This is a genomic window from Serratia sarumanii, assembly GCF_029962605.1.
GTDB lineage: Bacteria > Pseudomonadota > Gammaproteobacteria > Enterobacterales > Enterobacteriaceae > Serratia > Serratia sarumanii.
On the sequence record NZ_CP124750.1, the window covers coordinates 2,871,506 to 2,888,864 of the forward strand.

General features: G+C 59.6%; 16 protein-coding genes. 8 read left to right on the top strand and 8 right to left on the bottom strand.

The genetic code is table 11. The features are described 5' to 3' along the window. Positions 1–4: 4 nt before the first annotated feature. Both SSARUM_RS13640 and SSARUM_RS13645 read left to right on the top strand, forming a co-directional pair. A complete protein-coding gene (locus SSARUM_RS13640; RefSeq protein ID WP_033647669.1) occupies positions 5–1,645 on the top strand; it encodes an ABC1 kinase family protein in 1,641 nt (546 codons plus the stop codon). A gap of 152 nt (positions 1,646–1,797) precedes the next feature. Then, a complete protein-coding gene (locus tag SSARUM_RS13645; RefSeq protein WP_060418906.1) occupies positions 1,798–2,361 on the top strand; it encodes a lipoprotein in 564 nt (187 codons plus the stop codon). Positions 2,362–2,417: 56 nt separating this feature from the next. On the opposite strand, the gene yebF is transcribed toward SSARUM_RS13645, so the two are convergent. The 5 genes from yebF to cspE all read right to left on the bottom strand — a co-directional run bounded on the left by yebF (position 2,418) and on the right by cspE (position 5,347). Continuing rightward, positions 2,418–2,777 (bottom strand): protein YebF, encoded by a 360-nt coding sequence (gene yebF, locus SSARUM_RS13650; RefSeq protein WP_033634875.1) that lies wholly within the window; start codon positions 2,775–2,777, stop codon positions 2,418–2,420. Between the two features lie 70 nt (positions 2,778–2,847). After that, positions 2,848–3,156, bottom strand: coding sequence for a N(4)-acetylcytidine aminohydrolase (gene yqfB / locus SSARUM_RS13655; RefSeq protein WP_060430192.1), 309 nt, complete (start codon positions 3,154–3,156; stop codon positions 2,848–2,850). A gap of 39 nt (positions 3,157–3,195) precedes the next feature. Then, positions 3,196–3,519, bottom strand: coding sequence for a YebG family protein (locus tag SSARUM_RS13660; protein WP_033654419.1), 324 nt, complete (start codon positions 3,517–3,519; stop codon positions 3,196–3,198). Positions 3,520–3,607: 88 nt separating this feature from the next. Then, positions 3,608–4,990 (bottom strand): ATP-dependent RNA helicase DbpA, encoded by a 1,383-nt coding sequence (gene dbpA, locus SSARUM_RS13665; RefSeq protein ID WP_049211964.1) that lies wholly within the window; start codon positions 4,988–4,990, stop codon positions 3,608–3,610. A 147-nt stretch (positions 4,991–5,137) separates the two neighbouring features. Further along, complete coding sequence (gene cspE / locus SSARUM_RS13670) at positions 5,138–5,347, bottom strand: transcription antiterminator/RNA stability regulator CspE (RefSeq protein ID WP_004927572.1); 210 nt, start codon at positions 5,345–5,347, stop codon at positions 5,138–5,140. Between the two features lie 246 nt (positions 5,348–5,593). On the opposite strand from cspE, the gene purT reads away from it, so the two are divergent. Then, a complete protein-coding gene (gene purT / locus SSARUM_RS13675; RefSeq protein ID WP_041035497.1) occupies positions 5,594–6,772 on the top strand; it encodes a formate-dependent phosphoribosylglycinamide formyltransferase in 1,179 nt (392 codons plus the stop codon). Between the two features lie 34 nt (positions 6,773–6,806). Here the strand turns inward: purT and SSARUM_RS13680 are convergent, their stop codons facing one another. Then, a complete protein-coding gene (locus SSARUM_RS13680) occupies positions 6,807–7,052 on the bottom strand; it encodes a YoaH family protein (protein WP_049211962.1) in 246 nt (81 codons plus the stop codon). Positions 7,053–7,122: 70 nt separating this feature from the next. Further along, complete coding sequence (locus SSARUM_RS13685) at positions 7,123–8,124, bottom strand: glycosyltransferase (RefSeq protein ID WP_049211961.1); 1,002 nt, start codon at positions 8,122–8,124, stop codon at positions 7,123–7,125. Positions 8,125–8,648: 524 nt separating this feature from the next. Between SSARUM_RS13685 and pabB the strand changes: the two genes are divergently transcribed. The 4 genes from pabB to SSARUM_RS13705 all read left to right on the top strand — a co-directional run bounded on the left by pabB (position 8,649) and on the right by SSARUM_RS13705 (position 14,263). Next, positions 8,649–10,022, top strand: a complete 1,374-nt coding sequence (gene pabB / locus SSARUM_RS13690; protein ID WP_060428225.1) for an aminodeoxychorismate synthase component 1 — start codon at positions 8,649–8,651, stop codon at positions 10,020–10,022. Continuing rightward, positions 10,019–10,597, top strand: a complete 579-nt coding sequence (locus SSARUM_RS13695) for a CoA pyrophosphatase (protein ID WP_033654422.1) — start codon at positions 10,019–10,021, stop codon at positions 10,595–10,597. Before pabB ends, SSARUM_RS13695 begins: the two co-directional genes overlap by 4 nt. Before the next feature lie 446 nt (positions 10,598–11,043). Next, positions 11,044–12,408, top strand: a complete 1,365-nt coding sequence (gene sdaA, locus SSARUM_RS13700) for an L-serine ammonia-lyase (protein WP_060430193.1) — start codon at positions 11,044–11,046, stop codon at positions 12,406–12,408. A 268-nt stretch (positions 12,409–12,676) separates the two neighbouring features. Next, a complete protein-coding gene (locus SSARUM_RS13705) occupies positions 12,677–14,263 on the top strand; it encodes an EAL domain-containing protein (protein ID WP_039565702.1) in 1,587 nt (528 codons plus the stop codon). Between the two features lie 16 nt (positions 14,264–14,279). Here the strand turns inward: SSARUM_RS13705 and SSARUM_RS13710 are convergent, their stop codons facing one another. Then, positions 14,280–15,824, bottom strand: coding sequence for a TerC family protein (locus SSARUM_RS13710; protein WP_033634886.1), 1,545 nt, complete (start codon positions 15,822–15,824; stop codon positions 14,280–14,282). 563 nt (positions 15,825–16,387) lie between these two features. Here SSARUM_RS13710 and manX point away from each other — a divergent pair. Further along, positions 16,388–17,347, top strand: a complete 960-nt coding sequence (manX, locus tag SSARUM_RS13715) for a PTS mannose transporter subunit IIAB (protein WP_033654424.1) — start codon at positions 16,388–16,390, stop codon at positions 17,345–17,347. Positions 17,348–17,359: the final 12 nt, after the last annotated feature.

Below are 17,359 nucleotides of genomic sequence, written 5' to 3' on the forward strand. Positions count from 1 at the left end.
ACTGATGTTGAAAATGGTGCTCGCCACCGCTCGCGATCGGGCGCGGCTGAAGGAAATTACCTCCGTTCTGATTCGTTATGGCCTGCAAGACGTTCTGCGTCTGCTGGGCCTGGGGGCTTTGCTGCGCGGCGCCCGCGCTGAATCCGCCCAACAGGACGCACAAACCCTGCCTGAGCGGCTGCGCGAAGCGCTCGAGGCACTGGGCCCTACCTTCGTCAAATTCGGTCAGATCCTGGCCACGCGTTCCGACCTGCTGGATCCGGCCTGGACCGACGAACTGGATCGTCTGCACAGCCAGGCAGCGGTGTTGCCATGGGAAACGCTGGCGCCGCAGATCGTTGCCGACCTGGGCGGCGAACCCGAGCGGCTGTTCGCCGAATTCGATCGTACGCCGCTGGCGGCGGCGTCGATGGCGCAAATCTACCGCGCACGCCTGCACAGCGGCGAACAGGTCGTGGTCAAAGTGCTGCGGCCCGGCCTGGCGAAAACCATCCACGCCGATCTGCGGCTGCTGGCCTCGCTGGCGGAAACCGTGGAGCAGCAGAGCCCCGCGCTGGCGCGCTATCGGCCGCGGCAGATGGTCAGAGCGCTGGCGACGGCGCTCAATCATGAACTGGATTTGACCCACGAAGGGCATAACTGCGACCGCGTCGCCGGGATGTTTGCGCGTCAACCTGACGTCGTCGTGCCGAAAATCTATTGGCAATGGTCTTCCCCGCGCCTGTTAGTGCAGGAATACTTGCCCGGCACCGCGCCGGAAAACCCTCAGCAGCTGGCGGCAGCGGGCTTTGACGGCCCACTGCTGGCGCAACGCGGCGCCCGCGCCTTTATGAGCATGGTACTGGAGCATCGGCTGTATCACGCCGATCCCCACCCCGGCAACGTCATGGCGCTGAGCGGTGACCGCGTCGGCTTTATCGACTTCGGCATGGTGGGCCAGCTGTCCGAGCGGCGACGCAATCAGTTGCTCCTGCTGCTGCAGGCCATCGCCGATCGTCAGTCCGAAGGCATCGTCAACACGCTGATCGCCTGGTCGGACAGCGAACCGCTGGATCTGATGGATCTGGAGCTGGCGGCGCAAAACTTCCTCGACAAACAGGCCGCCGCCACCCTGACCTTGGGCAAGGCCCTGACCGATCTGCTGGTGATGGCGCGTGAACACCAGCTGGCGCTGCCGCCCGATCTGGTGCTGCTGTTCAAGGCGTTAATCACCGCCGACGGCGTGCTGCACCGATTGGATCCGGCCTTTGACATCGTGGCCACGCTCAAACCGATGCTGCAACAAACCGTGCTGCAACGCTATGCACCCGCTGCCGTGCGCCAGCGGTTGTTGGCCCTGGGCGGGGAAGCGCTCGACGCCGGAGAGGAGCTGCCGCAAACCCTGCGGCTATTGGTTCGCCGCCTAAAACGCGGGCGGCTCAATGCCGATATCAACGTCAGTAATCTTGGCCAGTTGAGCAAAGCGCTGGAACGCGCCGCCGTTACCCTGGCTATCGCCATCGTCACCGCCGCTTTTGCCCTGGGGCTGGCGCCTTATCTGATGCATTCGTCGCTGCGGCTGTGGGGCATTCCGCTGTTCCCGCTGTTGGGGGGCGCAGCCTGCCTGGCCGGCGTGGTGCTCTTGGCGCTGCGATTGCGGCGCTGACGCTTTCGGCGTTATCCGATAGGTGTCGCCCGCTTTTGCGCGCACTATCCTCTGCACATCGCCTTCTGCCGTTTTCACGCGCAGGTGGAACGTTTATAATGATTAATCAATTATCTGCAGCACTTTTCGCCAGCAGTCGCAATGAGGCATTAATGAAGAAGATCCTGATGGGCGCAGCCGCCCTGCTGTTCGCCGGCGTATTGGCCGGTTGCAATCAACTGACCCAGTACACTCTGAGCGAGCAGGAAGTGAATGATTACCTGCAGAAACACAACGACTATCAGAAGCAGATCGGCGTGCCCGGCCTGGTGGACGCCAACATCGTACTGACGCAGTTGCAAAGCCAGATTGGCCGCAGCGAGCCGGGCAAGGTCACCCTTTCCGGCGATGCCAAGGTCAATATCACGTCGATTCTCGGCCCGCAGGCGGCGGATCTGAGGCTGACGCTGAAAGCGCAGCCGGTTTACGACCGTGCACAGGGCGCCATTTACCTGAAAGACATGGAACTGACCGATTACAGCGTGCAGCCGGAAAAAATGCAGACGGTGATGAAAGCGCTGACGCCATATCTGAATCAGTCGCTGAAGTCTTACTTCGACCAAAAGCCGGCTTATGTGCTGAATCCTGACAACAGCAAAACCGAAGCGCTGGCGAAAAAACTGGCGAAGGGATTGGAAGTGAAACCGGGTGAGTTGGTGATCCCGTTTAGCGACTGACAGCCTCTTGATGCATCAAGCCCGCCGCCAGGCGGGCTTTTTATTGCGGAAAACGATTACTGCGGCGCGCTGTAGGCGATCTCGCCGGTGTTGCAGTTGAGCGTCACGTTGTAGGTTTTATCCGCTTTGGTGCCACGCACCGTCAGCGGCACCTGCCACACCTGATCCTTGCCGGTGATGGCATCCGGGCTGACCCAGGCGATCGGGGTAGCGGTGCCCAGCAGTTTTTTGTCCGCCTCCCAGCGCGTGATGCGGTTCTGCAAGAAGTCGCGCTTGACCTGGGCGGCGATATCCGCCGGCTGCAGCCCCGCACACTGCCCCACCTTGGCGCTGCGTTGCTCTTGAACCTGCGCCCACACCGCAGTCGATGCTCCCATCATGGCCAACAAGGCGATAGCCAAAGCCGTTTTTTTCATGTGTCCTCCCGTTGTGATTAGCGCTATCCGGGCGCCCATCCCTGGCTCACAACAGGGTTTCGGCAAAGGGTTACCGTTTGACGAACTCGATGACAAACAGCGCATCCAGACCCGGATAGATTTCCTTGATCACCTGCTTCAGTTCGCCGAGCGACATGTTCTCCTGCTGTGCATGGCGTTCGGTCAGCGCATTCAGGCGCACCGGCGTTACCGACAGCACTTCGATAAAGCAGAAAAATACGCCGTCTTCATTGCGGCTTACGCGCAATACCTCGCCCGGTTCGAAGTGCGACTCACTGGCATCCCGAATGGTGATGGTTTTGCGCCCCGCCAGAATGTCTTGCTCAAAGCGGCTGAAGAAAGTTATTTCACGGCTCATTTTAGATCCTTTTTCATCACAACACCGCAACATAAGCCATTATGCCGCTTGCTTTTCTGACGCAGATCCCTCTTTTGAGTTAGAGACCGTTTTTTTCGCTTTCGCTTCCGTCGGTTTTTTGCCGGTTTCCGCCGGTGATGCGCCGCGCAGGATCAGCCCCAGCGCATCCTTATTCTCCGCCAGGAAGAAGCTCAGCCCTTCGCGCTGTTCGTCGTCCAGCTTCAGCGGCGCCTGTTGCAACCACTCTCCGAGGTTATCCGCCAAATCCAGCATTTTGTCGTAGGCGTCGGCTTCTTTCTTGCTCGCGAAAGTCATTTTTTCCTCACCGTTTCTCACCACCACATATTTAACTTCAACCGCCATGCGTGCGTCCTCAAATGCTCAAACAACTGTAAATACATACAGCATAAATGAATGGCGGCGGGAAGGCAAACCGCCGCCCGCCTTCGGCTTATTTCAGCAGCCGCACCTTGCAGCTCTTGCCTTTGATTTTGCCCTGTTGCAGCTGTTGCAGCGCCTTGCGCGCGCTGGCTTTACGGATCGCGACGTAGGCATGCACCGGGAACATGTCGATCTTGCCCACTTCCGCCGCCGTCAGCCCGGCATCGCCGGTCAGCGCGCCGAGGATATCGCCGGGGCGGATCTTCGCCTTGCGGCCGCCGTCGATGCACAGCGTCACCATCTCCGCCTCCAGCGAGCCGTTGGCGGCCCCGCTCAGCTCGGACACCGGCGCCCAATCGACGGTCATCTGCAGGTAGTCTTCAATCGCATGCGCCCGCGCCATTTCCTGCGGCGTGCACAGGCTGATCGCCAGCCCGCTCATGCCGGCACGGCCGGTACGGCCAATACGGTGCACGTGCACTTCGGGATCGAACGCCAGTTCGTAGTTAACCACCAGCTCCAGCTCTTTGATGTCCAGCCCGCGAGCGGCGACGTCGGTCGCCACCAGCACCCGGCAACTGCGGTTGGCGAAGCGCACCAACACCTGGTCGCGATCGCGCTGCTCCAGATCGCCATGCAGCGCCAATGCGCTGATGCCGCGGGCCTCCAGGGCCTCAAACACCGTCTGACAATCGCGTTTGGTATTGCAGAACACCACGCAGGACGCAGGTTGATGATAACGAATGGCCGACACCAGCAGCGCCGGGCGCTGATCGCGCGTGGTCTCATAGAAGCGTTGTTCGATGGCGGTCTGCGCTTCGTCATCGCCCACTTCGACGCTCAGCGGCTGGCGCTGAACGCGTTCGCTGATGCATTCGATACCCGCCGGATAGGTGGCGGAAAACAGCAGCGTCTGACGCTGCGGCGGCGTGTAGCTGATCACATCGTCGATATCGTCGGCGAAGCCCATGTCCAGCATGCGGTCGGCCTCATCCAGCACCAGCACCTTCAGTTCGTCCAGCAGCAGCGTTTTCTTGCGCAGATGCTCCTGAATGCGCCCCGGCGTCCCCACCACGATGTGCGGCGCGTGCACCAGCGAATCGAGCTGCGGCCCCATCGGTTGGCCACCGCACAGCGTCAGGATTTTGATGTTTTGCGTGAAACGCGCCAGGCGACGCAACTCTTTGCTCACCTGATCGGCCAATTCGCGGGTGGGGCAGAGCACCAGCGCCTGCGTGGCGACCTGAGCGACGACGATATTATTCAGCAGACCAATGCCGAACGCCGCCGTTTTGCCGCTGCCGGTTTTCGCCTTGGCGCGCACGTCCCGCCCTTGCAGAATGGCGGGCAACGCGGCGGCCTGCACCGGCGTCATTTTGGCGTACCCCAGTTCGTTGAGGTTGGCCAACTGTTCGGCTGGCAGCGGCAGGGAAGAAAAAGAAACTGTGCTCACGGCGATAACTCTTATATGACGAATGGAATGGCGGCGCGCCCGCAGGTTGGCGCCGAATCAGCGGCAAATGATAACAGAGATGGGCGGCGTTACGGGCAGCGGGCATAAAAAAACCCGCCGGCGGCGGGTTTCTTGGCGGCTCCGTCGTTAAATGGCGACGACGTTGGCTGCGGCAGGGCCACGTTGGCTGTCCTGGATGGAGAACTCAACCTGCTGGCCTTCAGCCAGGGTCTTGAAACCATCGCTAACGATAGCGGAAAAATGAACGAAAACGTCTTTAGAACCGTCGGCAGGCGTGATGAAGCCGAAACCTTTGCTTTCGTTGAACCATTTAACGTGACCAGTGATCTTGCTCATTTGTGTTTCCTTTACTTGATAAACCTGCCTTGACGGCACGAGACGCGAAAACCATGCTATATGTAGGTCTTCTTTCGTCGTCGGTTATTAACGCATAATCGCCCATGCAGGGCAAATATTTCTGCTTGTTATAAAAACAGCAAGTTAGCAACAAACTTAGCGCAGCGGCTGCGCACGCAATCGTTTTCGTATATACTGCCCGCCGATCATCAATCCGCTTACTTTCACCGATCCAGGTACGAAACTATGTTAACGATTGGAACCGCCCTGCGCCCTTCCGCCACCCGCGTTATGTTGCTCGGCTCCGGGGAGCTGGGCAAAGAAGTCGCCATTGAATGCCAGCGCCTCGGCCTGGAAGTGATCGCCGTCGATCGCTATCCCGACGCCCCCGCCATGCACGTGGCGCACCGCAGCCACGTCATCAATATGCTGGACGGTGACGCGCTGAAAGCCGTTATCGAACAAGAGCGGCCGGACTATATCGTTCCCGAAATCGAAGCGATCGCCACCGCCATGCTGGTCGAGCTTGAACGCCAGGGCCACCGCGTGGTGCCCTGCGCCGAAGCCACGCGCCTGACCATGAACCGTGAAGGCATCCGCCGCCTGGCGGCGGAAGAGCTTGGCCTGCCCACCTCCAGCTACCGCTTTGCCGACAGCGAGGCGACTTTCCGGCAGGCGGTCGAGCACATCGGCTACCCGTGCATCGTCAAACCGGTGATGAGTTCTTCCGGCAAAGGACAAAGCCTGATCCGCACGCCTGAGCAACTGCAAAGCGCCTGGGATTACGCCCAACAGGGCGGCCGCGCCGGCGGCGGCCGGGTGATCGTCGAAGGGCTGGTAAGATTTGATTTTGAAATTACCTTGTTGACCATCAGCGCCGTGGACGGCGTACATTTCTGCGCGCCGATCGGCCATCGTCAGGAGGATGGGGACTATCGCGAATCCTGGCAGCCGCAGCGCATGTCAGCCGCGGCGTTAAGCCGCGCTCAGGCTATCGCGGAGAAGGTGGTGAAGGCCCTGGGCGGTTTCGGCCTGTTCGGCGTGGAGCTGTTCGTCTGTGGTGACGACGTGATCTTCAGCGAGGTGTCTCCGCGGCCGCACGATACCGGCATGGTCACGTTGATCTCACAGGATCTGTCCGAGTTCGCCCTGCACGTTCGCGCATTTCTCGGGTTGCCGATTGGCGCCATCCGCCAGTTCGGCCCTTCCGCTTCGGCGGTGATCCTGCCCCAGCTGACCAGCAGCGATGTGCGCTTCAGCGGCCTGGAAAACGCGCTGCGCGGGCACAGCCAGCTGCGCCTGTTCGGCAAACCGGAGATCGCCGGGCAGCGTCGCCTGGGCGTGGCGCTGGCGACGGCGGACACGACGGAACAGGCGGTGGAGCAAGCGAAACAAGCCGCTGCCGCCGTGGCGGTCAACGGCTGATACTCACGGGGCCGCTTGCGCGGCCCCGATAACGTCAATAGTCTTCGTCTTCTTCAACATCGTCATTCCGCGACGCCTCCGGGGCGGCCTCATGCTGCTCGTCTTCATCATCGTCATCGAACAGTACCGCAACCTGAGCGCCCTGATGCTTCTCGCGAATTTCCTGCGCAACGCGAGCAATGGCTTCACCGCTGCTCATGCCCTGCTCCATCAGTTGATGGATGCGATCCGCCGCTTCCTGCTGCTCCGCGTGACTCAGTAATGGCATACCTGCATGCATGTGTCGTTTTCTCCGGCAAAAGGGAGAAGGAGTATACGCGCTAACGCGGCGGATCCCAACGTCTTGTGGCTCAGGCCGGTTGCGAGCAGCCGTTATCGCTGCGCCACTGCTTCAGCCGATGCAGCCACAGCATGACATGCCACCCCTGTTTCAGACCGCGCGCATTGGCGAACATCGCTCTGTCGATGCCGCGCTGATAGAACTCTTCGGTGATCTGACTCTGGGCAGCCGGATCCGGCTCACGACGAATGCTGTGGCAAATGCCCAGCGCTTCGCGGGTGATTTGCCAATGGAAAGCCGGGCGAATGGCGACAGTGCCGGCATAGCGCCGGTTGAGCCGCTCCAGCATCTCGACGATTTTCATATAGTGGCGTTGATAATCCACGTTCGCCTGACCGGTGCGACGGCGGTTGCTGATCGATTTGTCGTGCACCCGTTGACGGTACAGCGGCGTGCTTAAATATTTGACCCGTTTGGCATTAAACATGACTTCCGTTGTCCAGGGAATATCCTGGTGATGCAATCCCGGCTCGAAATAAAGGCGATGCTGGCGAATAAAGTCGAGGCGATATATTGCCAGCCATACAACGTGAATAAACTTTCGCGATTTCAACGCACGTTCAAACCACTGTACGCCGGTGATAACGTCGGTGGTGCGCAAACGCGCCTCGGGAAAAATCGGCTGCAATTCATCCTGGCTGGTGAAATAGCGTTCGCCATTGCATTGCATCACGTCTAATTGGTGTTGTTCCGCCTGTTCCAGCAGCGTGGAATACATGTCCGGCGCCAGCACATCGTCGGCATCGGGAAACGCCACATATTTGCCTCGGGCAACGGCGAGCCCGGCATTGCGCGCGTTAGAAACACCGGCATTGGCTTGATCGATCACACGAATATGCGGATGCGCCGCCGCGTAACGGTGTGCGATCTCCCCCGAACCGTCGGTGGAACCATCGTTGACGATGATCACCTCCAACCGCTGCTCACGCTGGGCCAGCAGCGAGGCCAGGAAAGGCTCCAATAATTCCCCCGCATTGTGCATCGGGACGATCACGCTCAGCATTAACGACATAGGCAGCTCTTTAATGATAATGTAACAAAATAATAATTTTACTTTTCTAAAAGACGCATAGGGTTCAGCGCACGCTGAAATAGCGTGACGCCTGCAAATTCCCGCAGCGGCTAATGGAACCGAACCTGTTTTTCTTTATTCAAACCAGCGCCAGAAAGCGCTGAGTAATTAACCCATTAATTCCAAAGGGCGGCGACGCTGGCTAAAATCAGGCAAAAACACGCCGCTCCGCATCTAATAACAAGCAGAAATAATAAATTTATGAAATTAACGAATCTTTTTTTATATTTTTCGAGCCTTGCGCCCGCGGCAAATAGGCTTCCAGTGCATTTGACGTTAAATTTTTAACATATCGAAGTATAATCAATGGCGCAAAAAATGCCTTATTTCAGGTTTATTGAACTGCCGTTTATGTGAACTGTGCTGCATGCCGCGCATGGCAAAACATGCATGACGTGACCGTCTATGGCACACTAGCCGCCAGATATCTATCGCCGTCCTCACAGCCAGGTTTATTGACGTTCATGAGCGTAACCGCCCCAAACATAAAATCGTTGCCCTACAGCCGCAGTGCCCTGATGACGCTTTTCGCCCCGCTTTCAGCACAGCCCTGGGCGATGTTGCTGCATTCGGGCTTTGCCGATCACTCGCATAACCGCTTCGATATCCTGGTCGCACAGCCGCGCGTTACGCTCACCACCCAGGGCGCCGGCACGACAATCGAAAGTGACGGCGTCACCATTGAGTCTCAGGAGGATCCGTTCTCCCTGCTGCACCAGCAGCTGGCGGCGCAAGGCTGGCAGCCGGCGTTTAACCCGGAGCTGCCGTTTCAGGGCGGCGCCCTGGGGCTGTTCGGCTACGATCTCGGGCGCCGAGTGGAAACCTTGCCGCAGTTGGCTGAAGCCGACCTCGCTCTGCCGGACATGGCGGTGGGCATTTATGACTGGGCATTGATCGCCGACCACCAATTGCAAACCCTGACGCTGCTCAGCTATGGCGATGTGGAGCAGCGCTGGCGCTGGCTTATTAGCCAAACCGCGCCGACGGAGCGCCCCTTCACGCTGCTGAGCGGCTGGCGTGCCAATATGAGCCGCCGGCAATACGGCGAGAAGTTCCAACGTATTCAACACTACCTGCGCAGCGGCGACTGTTACCAGATTAATCTGGCGCAGCGGTTCTCCGCCGACTATCAGGGGGATGAATGGCAGGCGTTTTGCCGACTGAGCGCCTGCAACCGCGCGCCGTTTTCCGCTTTCCTGCGGCTGCCGCACAACAGCGTGCTGAGCGTCTCTCCCGAGCGCTTCCTGTGGCTGGCGCAGCAGCGCATCCAAACCCGCCCGATCAAGGGTACGCTGCCGCGGCTGGCGGACGCGGAACAGGACGCCGCACAGGCGCGCCGCTTAGCCGATTCGCCCAAGGATCGCGCTGAAAATCTGATGATCGTCGATCTGCTGCGCAACGATATCGGCCGCGTCGCCCAGCCCGGCAGCGTACGGGTGCCGGAACTGTTCGTCGTGGAGCCGTTCCCCGCCGTGCACCACCTGGTGAGCACCATTACCGCCACCCTGCCGGAGCAGGCCTCGGCCACCGAGCTGCTGCGCGCCTGCTTCCCCGGCGGTTCGATCACCGGCGCGCCCAAGGTGCGCGCGATGGAAATCATCGAAGAGCTGGAGCCGCAGCGGCGCAACGCCTATTGCGGCAGCATCGGTTACCTGAGCGCCTGCGGCACCATGGACACCAACATCACCATCCGCACGCTCGTCACCGAAAACGGCCGCATCCACTGCTCCGCCGGCGGCGGCATCGTGGCGGACAGCCAGGAGCAGGCGGAATACCAGGAGACCTTCGACAAGGTTGGCCGTATTCTGCCGCAGCTTGGGGAGTATGCCCCGTCGTGATCCCATCGAACTCACCGGCCTCGCTGCACGCCTTTATCAGCCGTTTTCAACTGCAGCTGCCGCAGGCGGCGCAGATCTCGCACAATGTGCGCCCGGCGGCGGTGCTTATCCCGATCGTCTGCCGCGCCGAGCCGACGCTGCTGTTGACCCGCCGCGCTGACTCGCTGCGCAAACATGCCGGCCAGGTGGCCTTCCCCGGCGGCAAGACCGACGCCGAAGACGGATCGGCGATCGTCACGGCGCTGCGGGAAGCGCAGGAAGAAGTGGCGATACCGCCGCACGCGGTGACCGTCCTCGGCCAAATGGCGCCGCTCGACAGCAGCACCGGATTTCAGGTCACGCCTATCGTCGGCCTGATCCCGCCGGACGTGCAGTTCCGCGCCAACGAGGGCGAAGTGGCGGACGTGTTCGAGATGCCCCTGCGGGAAGCATTGACCCTGTCGCGTTACTACCCGCTGGATATTCACCGCGCCGGCCGCACGCACCGCATTTATCTCTCCTGGTATCACAGCCAGTTTATCTGGGGGCTGACCGCCGCCATCATTCGCCGCCTGGCGCAACAGGTCAGTATTTAGCCCGCATTGCGTGATCTGACTCGCAATCTGGCATGGCCGTCGGTGTCAGCTGCAGGTAAAGCGATCGAAATCACTTCATTTGATCGCTTTTTCAACTACCGTTCCGGTTGAATGGTTTTAAAAAAACTGTAAACCCTCTCTTAAACCTTACGAAATACCTGTAAAATACCACCGTCCGAGATAAACCACTGTAGAAACAGGGATTAAGCCGGCGGAGTTCAGCACGGAAGGCTGGCGCGATTACCGCTAATGGAGCTTGGGCGAAAGCGGATACCCCGCTTAAGGGTTCGCCCCGGGTAATCAGGAAAAAAAGCGACACCACGGATTATTTAATTTCATGCGAAAAAGGCAGCCGAACCCGCACGGCCCTTTTACAATATCGCTGTTCCCTGCGCGGTTTTTAACCGCCGCAGCCATAACAATACGTCTCTTTAAGGAGTTTTAGCGTGATTAGCGTTTTCGACATGTTTAAGATCGGCATCGGCCCGTCCAGCTCTCATACGGTTGGACCGATGAAAGCCGGCAAACAGTTTGTCGACGATCTGGTAAATAAAGGCCTGATGCCTTCTATCACGCGTGTTGCCGTAGACGTTTACGGCTCACTCTCATTGACCGGAAAAGGTCACCATACCGATATCGCCATCATTCTCGGCCTGGCCGGCAACATGCCGGACAACGTCGATATCGATAGCATTCCGGGTTTTATTCGCGATGTAGAACAACGTCAACGCCTGATGCTGGCCAACGGCCTGCATGAAGTCGATTTCCCGCGCGACGGCGGCATGGTCTTCCGCAGCGACAACCTGCCGCTGCATGAAAACGGCATGCAGATCCACGCCTTCGCCGGCGATAAAGAAGTGTACAGCAAGACCTATTACTCTATCGGCGGCGGTTTCATCGTCGACGAGGAGAACTTCGGTAAGGACGCCGAGCAAGAGCTGCAAATGCCCTATCCGTTCAACTCCGCGCGCGAAATGCTCGATCACTGCCGCGAGACCGGGCTGTCGCTGTCCGGCATGGTGATGCAGAACGAACTGGCGCTGCACAGCAAGCAAGAGATCGAGACCTACTTCGGCAACGTCTGGCAGACCATGCGCGCCTGTATCGATCGCGGTCTGAACACCGAAGGCGTGCTGCCGGGGCCGCTGCGCGTGCCGCGCCGTGCCTCCGCGCTGCGCCGCATGCTGGTGGCGTCGGACAAACTGTCCAGCGATCCGATGAACGTGATCGACTGGGTCAACATGTTCGCGCTGGCGGTTAACGAAGAAAACGCCGCCGGCGGCCGCGTGGTTACCGCGCCGACCAACGGCGCCTGCGGCATCGTGCCTGCGGTACTGGCTTACTACGATCACTTCATCGAGTCCGTCAGCCCGGACATCTACATCCGCTACTTTATGGCGGCGGGCGCCATCGGCGCGTTGTACAAGATGAACGCCTCCATTTCCGGCGCCGAAGTCGGCTGCCAGGGTGAAGTCGGCGTAGCCTGCTCCATGGCGGCGGCCGGCCTGGCCGAACTGCTGGGCGGCAGCCCTGAACAGGTGTGCGTGGCGGCGGAGATCGGCATGGAACACAACCTGGGTCTGACCTGTGACCCGGTCGCCGGCCAGGTGCAGGTGCCGTGCATCGAGCGCAACGCCATCGCCTCGGTCAAGGCGATCAACGCCGCCCGCATGGCCCTGCGCCGCACCAGCGAGCCGCGCGTTTCGCTGGATAAGGTGATCGAGACCATGTACGAAACCGGCAAAGACATGAACGCCAAGTACCGCGAAACGTCACGCGGCGGCCTGGCAATCAAGGTGCAATGCGACTGACAGATAACCCCGCCGCCCGGCGGGTTTTCTTTATGGGTAATCAATTCATTGAACGTTTTAGTGACAATGTCACCAGAAAAAATCCTGCATTTTTCTCATCGATCCGGCGGTTAGCCTGCAAATTGGCCTTCTGTTTTACCAAACTGAAATAATTTACTGAGTTACCATCAATCTTGTATAACCTCAGGCTAGAATTAGCCGAGCGCAACTTAAGGATCAATCGCCTGACTGTGACTCGGAGCTGGATTACCGAACAAGGATTTACCGGATGTTGATGACCCACCTCGCCGCGTCCCGATATCGTTACTACCGTTGGCTGCTGGCCGGAGCGGTGGGCGCGGCTATTCTGTTGGTATCGCTGTATACCCGTTACTATCAAGAGGTCAAAAGCATCGAGTTGAGCCAACACACGTTGGCCACCCGCACCGTCGGCAAGCTCAACCAGTTGCTGACGCCGGCGCAGCTGCAGGCGGAACGCAGCATGGACATGCTGAACCAGTCCTGCGAGAACGTGTCATCTACCCTGCGCTTTCGCGCCGCGCAAAATCAGGCGCTGCGCGCCATGTTGCTGGTGAAGAACGGCATTATTTACTGCTCCAGCCTGTTTGGCGCCCGTCATTATCAGCTGGCCGCGGTGATGCCCTCCTTCGTCAACAGCGACGCCAGGCTGGCGCTGCGCCCCTCGCTGGCGGTGAGCAAAGGTCTGCCCACGCTGGTGCTGTGGACGCCATCGCCCCGCGATAAAACCAGCGGCGTGCTGCACGTATTCAATATCGAGCTGCTGTCCAACTTTTTACTCGAGCCGCAGGAGCCTTACGTTCAGCGCGTGGTGCTGAACGTGGCCGACAGCAGCCTGGAATACGGCCGCCGCGAAATCCTGAGCCGCGATACCCTGACCAACGATCTGCGCTACACCGCCGGCTCCGCGCTGTATCCGTTCTCGATTTCGCTGTTCGGCCCGCAGATCGGCATGCTGGCGCTTTCCGCCCTGCCGCGCCATATTCCGCTGGCGCTGCTGATCAGCCTGTTGGCCGCCTATGTGGTCTATCTGCTCACCGCCAACCGCATGAGCCTGTCTTATCACATCGGCCATGCCATCACCCATCGCGAGTTCCGCGTCTACTGCCAGCCGATCATCCACAGCGATACCGGGCGCTGCGCCGGCGTCGAGATGCTGCTGCGTTGGAAAAAGAAACGGCAAGGGTGGATCTCGCCCGACGTGTTTATTCCGCTGGCCGAGCAGCATGAGCTGATCATTCCGCTCACCCGCTATCTGATGAGCACCGTGACGGAAAATCTGCAGCTGTTCCCGCCCCGGCCGTCGTTCTACATCAGCATCAACGTCGCCGCCGAGCATTTTAAAACGCTCAATATCATCGACGATATCCGCCAGATCTGGCTGCCGGCGCACCCGATGCCCTCGCTGATGCTGGAGCTGACCGAACGCACCGCGCTGTCGGCAATTCAGTATGACCAGATTCGCACGCTGAAAGACATGGGGATCATGCTGGCCATCGACGATTTCGGCACCGGCCACAGCTCGCTGAGCTACCTGAAGAACCTCAGCCCGGACGTCTTGAAGATCGATCGCGGGTTTACCGCCGCCATCGGCACCGACGCGGTCAACGCCACGGTGACCGACACCATCATTACGCTGGCGCAGCGCCTGAAGCTGAAACTGGTGGCAGAGGGGGTGGAAACGGAGGAACAGGCCGACTATCTGCGCTCACGCGAGGTCAATGCCCTGCAGGGATATTATTTCGCCAAGCCGATGCCGATCCACGTTTTCCCGCTGTGGTTGCAGCAGTACGAATCGCGCGTCAGGAAAGCGGAAGAGGATCCGCCGGAGGCCTGAGCCCCCGGCGGGAGGGTTACGCGTGCGCCGTCTCGTCCAGGACGACGCGGGTAACGCGCACCAGTTCGATACGGTATTCGGACACCTCAACGATATCGAACCGCAGGTGGTTCAGCTCAATGCTATCTCCCGCCACCGGCATCTGCCCGTAGTGGGCCAACAGCAGCCCCGCCAGGGTGGCATAGTCGGCGGTGGGGCTGACCAGGTCATCGCAGGCCAGCGCCTGTTCCAGCGAGTGCAGATCGGTTCCGCCCTTCACCAGCCAGCCGTCGCCTTCCGCCACGATGTCCGGCGTTTCGTCCTCGTCCGGGAATTCACCGGCAATCGCTTCCAGCACGTCCAGCGGCGTCACCAGCCCCTGCACCACGCCGAACTCGTTGGTGACCACCACCAGCCGCCCTTTGGCGCGGCGCAGCACCGCCAGCAGCTTGATGACGTCCATGGTTTCCGGCACCACGATCGGCGGCGTGCGGGCGGCGAACTCGGCGATATCTTCCCCTTGCTCCAGCGCCACCAGCAGATCCTTGGCGCGTACCACGCCCACGATCTCATCCACCGAATCGCGGCACACCGGGAACAGGCTGTGCGGCGTATCCAGCAGCTGTGCGCGCACCTCCTCGCGGGAGCGCTCGCAGTCGACCCAGGAAATGTCGGTGCGCGGCGTCATCACGCTGCGCAATGAACGCGAGGCCAGCGTCAACACGCCGCTGATCATATAGCGCTCTTCCGCCGCAAAGGTTTCATCCCTCGGCAAGGCGACCGCATCGTCCGTCTGCTGCGCACGCTGCTGCCCCATCAGGCGCATGATCGCTTCCGCGGTGCGCTCGCGCATCGGACGGCGCGCTTGATGCTTGATAAAGTTGCGGCGCGCGATCTGGTTGAACAATTCAATCAGGATCGAGAAGCCGATAGCGGCATACAGGTAGCCTTTAGGAATGTGCAAACCGAAGCCTTCGGCGATCAGGCTCAGGCCGATCATCAACAGGAAGCTCAGGCACAGCACCACGATGGTCGGGTGCGCGTTGACGAAGTTGGTCAACGGCTTCGACGCCAACAGCATCACCGCCATCGCGATCACCACCGCCGCCATCATCACCGGCAGATCGTTCACCATGCCCACGGCGGTAATCACCGCGTCGAGCGAAAATACCGCGTCGAGGATCACGATTTGCACCACCACCGCCCAGAACTTGGCGTAACCGCGGTTAGCGCCGTCTTGATGCGTCTGCCCTTCCAGCCGTTCATGCAGCTCCATGGTGGCCTTGAACAGCAGGAACACCCCGCCGAACAGCAGGATCAAATCGCGGCCGGAGAAGCTGAAATCGCCGACGCTGAACAGCGGCGTGGTCAGGGTTACCATCCAGGAGATCACCGACAGCAGGCCCAAACGCATCAGCAATGCCAGCGACAGGCCGATAATGCGCGCCTTATCGCGCTGCTTCGGCGGCAGCTTGTCGGCCAAAATGGCGATGAACACCAGGTTGTCGATGCCCAGCACGATTTCCAGCACCACCAGCGTCAGCAACCCCGCCCAAATAGAGGGGTCCATTAAAAATTCCATATCAGACTCCAGAGAAAAGTGGGAATGAGCGCATGCCGCTCAGACGTGACGATGCCGCCGCTGCATGGGTGCAGTCGACAATAGCAAGGTGACGGGATGGGATTGCCGGGAGATGGCCGAAGGGCCGAACAGCATATGCAACGCCAGCGGGTGGCGGGTGAAACCTGGAAAAACAGTAACTTCGGTGACAGTCCATAGGGAGGGCTGAGGCCCTTCACTCCTTAGTGATGAAAGAAGGAATTACTGTATCAGGATTTTTCTGGGGGACAAAGCGGCTTTTTCAACGGCGGTTTAGGGTGACGTCCCCGCCATGTCATCTGCGACAGCTAAGATTTCTCCGAGCATTCAATAGCGGAGCAGCGTCACAAAAAATATTTTTTCACTCACTAAAATAAATGTCGCGTTCGTGAAGTATTGCGCACAGGCATTTGAAACTGCGTGAGAAATGTTAGGCGTGCGTTTCTTTTTTTCTACCATAATGTATCTGAACCGCGGAAGTGACTGCCAAGACGGCGCGGAGAAACGACACAAACCGCGCCTGGAGTTCAACGAGGAGGTAGCGAGTGGCAATAGCTATTATCATCGGCACACACGGGGCTGCAGCGGAACAACTGCTGAAAACGGCGGAGATGCTATTGGGCGAGCAGGACAACGTCGCCTTTATAGACTTCGTTCCCGGTGAGAATGCCGAGACGTTAATCGTCAAGTACAACGAAAAAATCAGTGGGTTGGATACCAGTGGCGGCGTGCTGTTCCTGGTGGATACCTGGGGCGGCAGCCCGTTCAACGCCGCCAGCCGCATTGCGGTCGACAAGGAAAACTATGAGGTCGTCACCGGGGTCAACATTCCGATGCTGGTGGAAACCTTCATGGCGCGGGACGACAACCCCGCCTTCGATGAACTGGTGGCGCTGGCGTTGGAAACCGGCCGCGAAGGCGTGAAAGCGCTGAAAAAACCGCAGGAAGAACCCGCAAAACCCGCAGCACCCGTCGCCAAAGCCGCTGCCCCTCAGGCGCCGCTGGGGCCGAATGACCACATGAAAATCGGCCTGGCGCGCATCGATGACCGCTTGATTCACGGCCAGGTCGCTACCCGCTGGACCAAAGAGACCAACGTCAGCCGCATTATCGTCGTCAGCGATGAAGTCGCCGCCGACCATGTGCGCAAAACCCTGCTGACCCAGGTCGCCCCGCCGGGCGTCACCGCCCACGTGGTGGACGTGGCGAAGGCCATCCGCGTCTGGAACAACCCGAAATACGCCAACGACCGCGTGATGCTGTTGTTTACCAACCCGACCGACGTCTTGCGTCTGGTGGAGGGCGGCGTGGATATTCAATCCGTCAATATCGGCGGCATGGCGTTCCGTCAGGGGAAAACCCAGGTGAACAACGCCGTTTCCGTCGATGAAAAAGATATCGAAGCGTTTAAGAAACTGAACGATCGCGGTATCGAGCTGGAGGTACGCAAGGTCTCGTCCGACAGCCGGCTAAAAATGATGGACCTGATTAACAAACTCAATTAGTGGCGCCAGCCG

Bases quoted from the DNA above. Each gene is read 5' to 3' on its own strand.
- SSARUM_RS13645 (WP_060418906.1), top strand. From the start codon at position 1,798: ATGAAGAAGATCCTGATGGGCGCAGCCGCCCTGCTGTTCGCCGGCGTA.
- SSARUM_RS13705 (WP_039565702.1), top strand. From the start codon at position 12,677: ATGTTGATGACCCACCTCGCCGCGTCCCGATATCGTTACTACCGTTGG.
- cspE (WP_004927572.1), bottom strand. From the start codon at position 5,347: ATGAGCAAGATCACTGGTCACGTTAAATGGTTCAACGAAAGCAAAGGT.
- SSARUM_RS13685 (WP_049211961.1), bottom strand. From the start codon at position 8,124: ATGTCGTTAATGCTGAGCGTGATCGTCCCGATGCACAATGCGGGGGAA.
- pabB (WP_060428225.1), top strand. From the start codon at position 8,649: ATGAGCGTAACCGCCCCAAACATAAAATCGTTGCCCTACAGCCGCAGT.
- SSARUM_RS13660 (WP_033654419.1), bottom strand. From the start codon at position 3,519: ATGGCGGTTGAAGTTAAATATGTGGTGGTGAGAAACGGTGAGGAAAAA.
- SSARUM_RS13640 (WP_033647669.1), top strand. From the start codon at position 5: ATGTTGAAAATGGTGCTCGCCACCGCTCGCGATCGGGCGCGGCTGAAG.
- yqfB (WP_060430192.1), bottom strand. From the start codon at position 3,156: ATGAGCCGTGAAATAACTTTCTTCAGCCGCTTTGAGCAAGACATTCTG.
- SSARUM_RS13680 (WP_049211962.1), bottom strand. From the start codon at position 7,052: ATGCATGCAGGTATGCCATTACTGAGTCACGCGGAGCAGCAGGAAGCG.
- yebF (WP_033634875.1), bottom strand. From the start codon at position 2,777: ATGAAAAAAACGGCTTTGGCTATCGCCTTGTTGGCCATGATGGGAGCA.
- purT (WP_041035497.1), top strand. From the start codon at position 5,594: ATGTTAACGATTGGAACCGCCCTGCGCCCTTCCGCCACCCGCGTTATG.
- SSARUM_RS13710 (WP_033634886.1), bottom strand. From the start codon at position 15,824: ATGGAATTTTTAATGGACCCCTCTATTTGGGCGGGGTTGCTGACGCTG.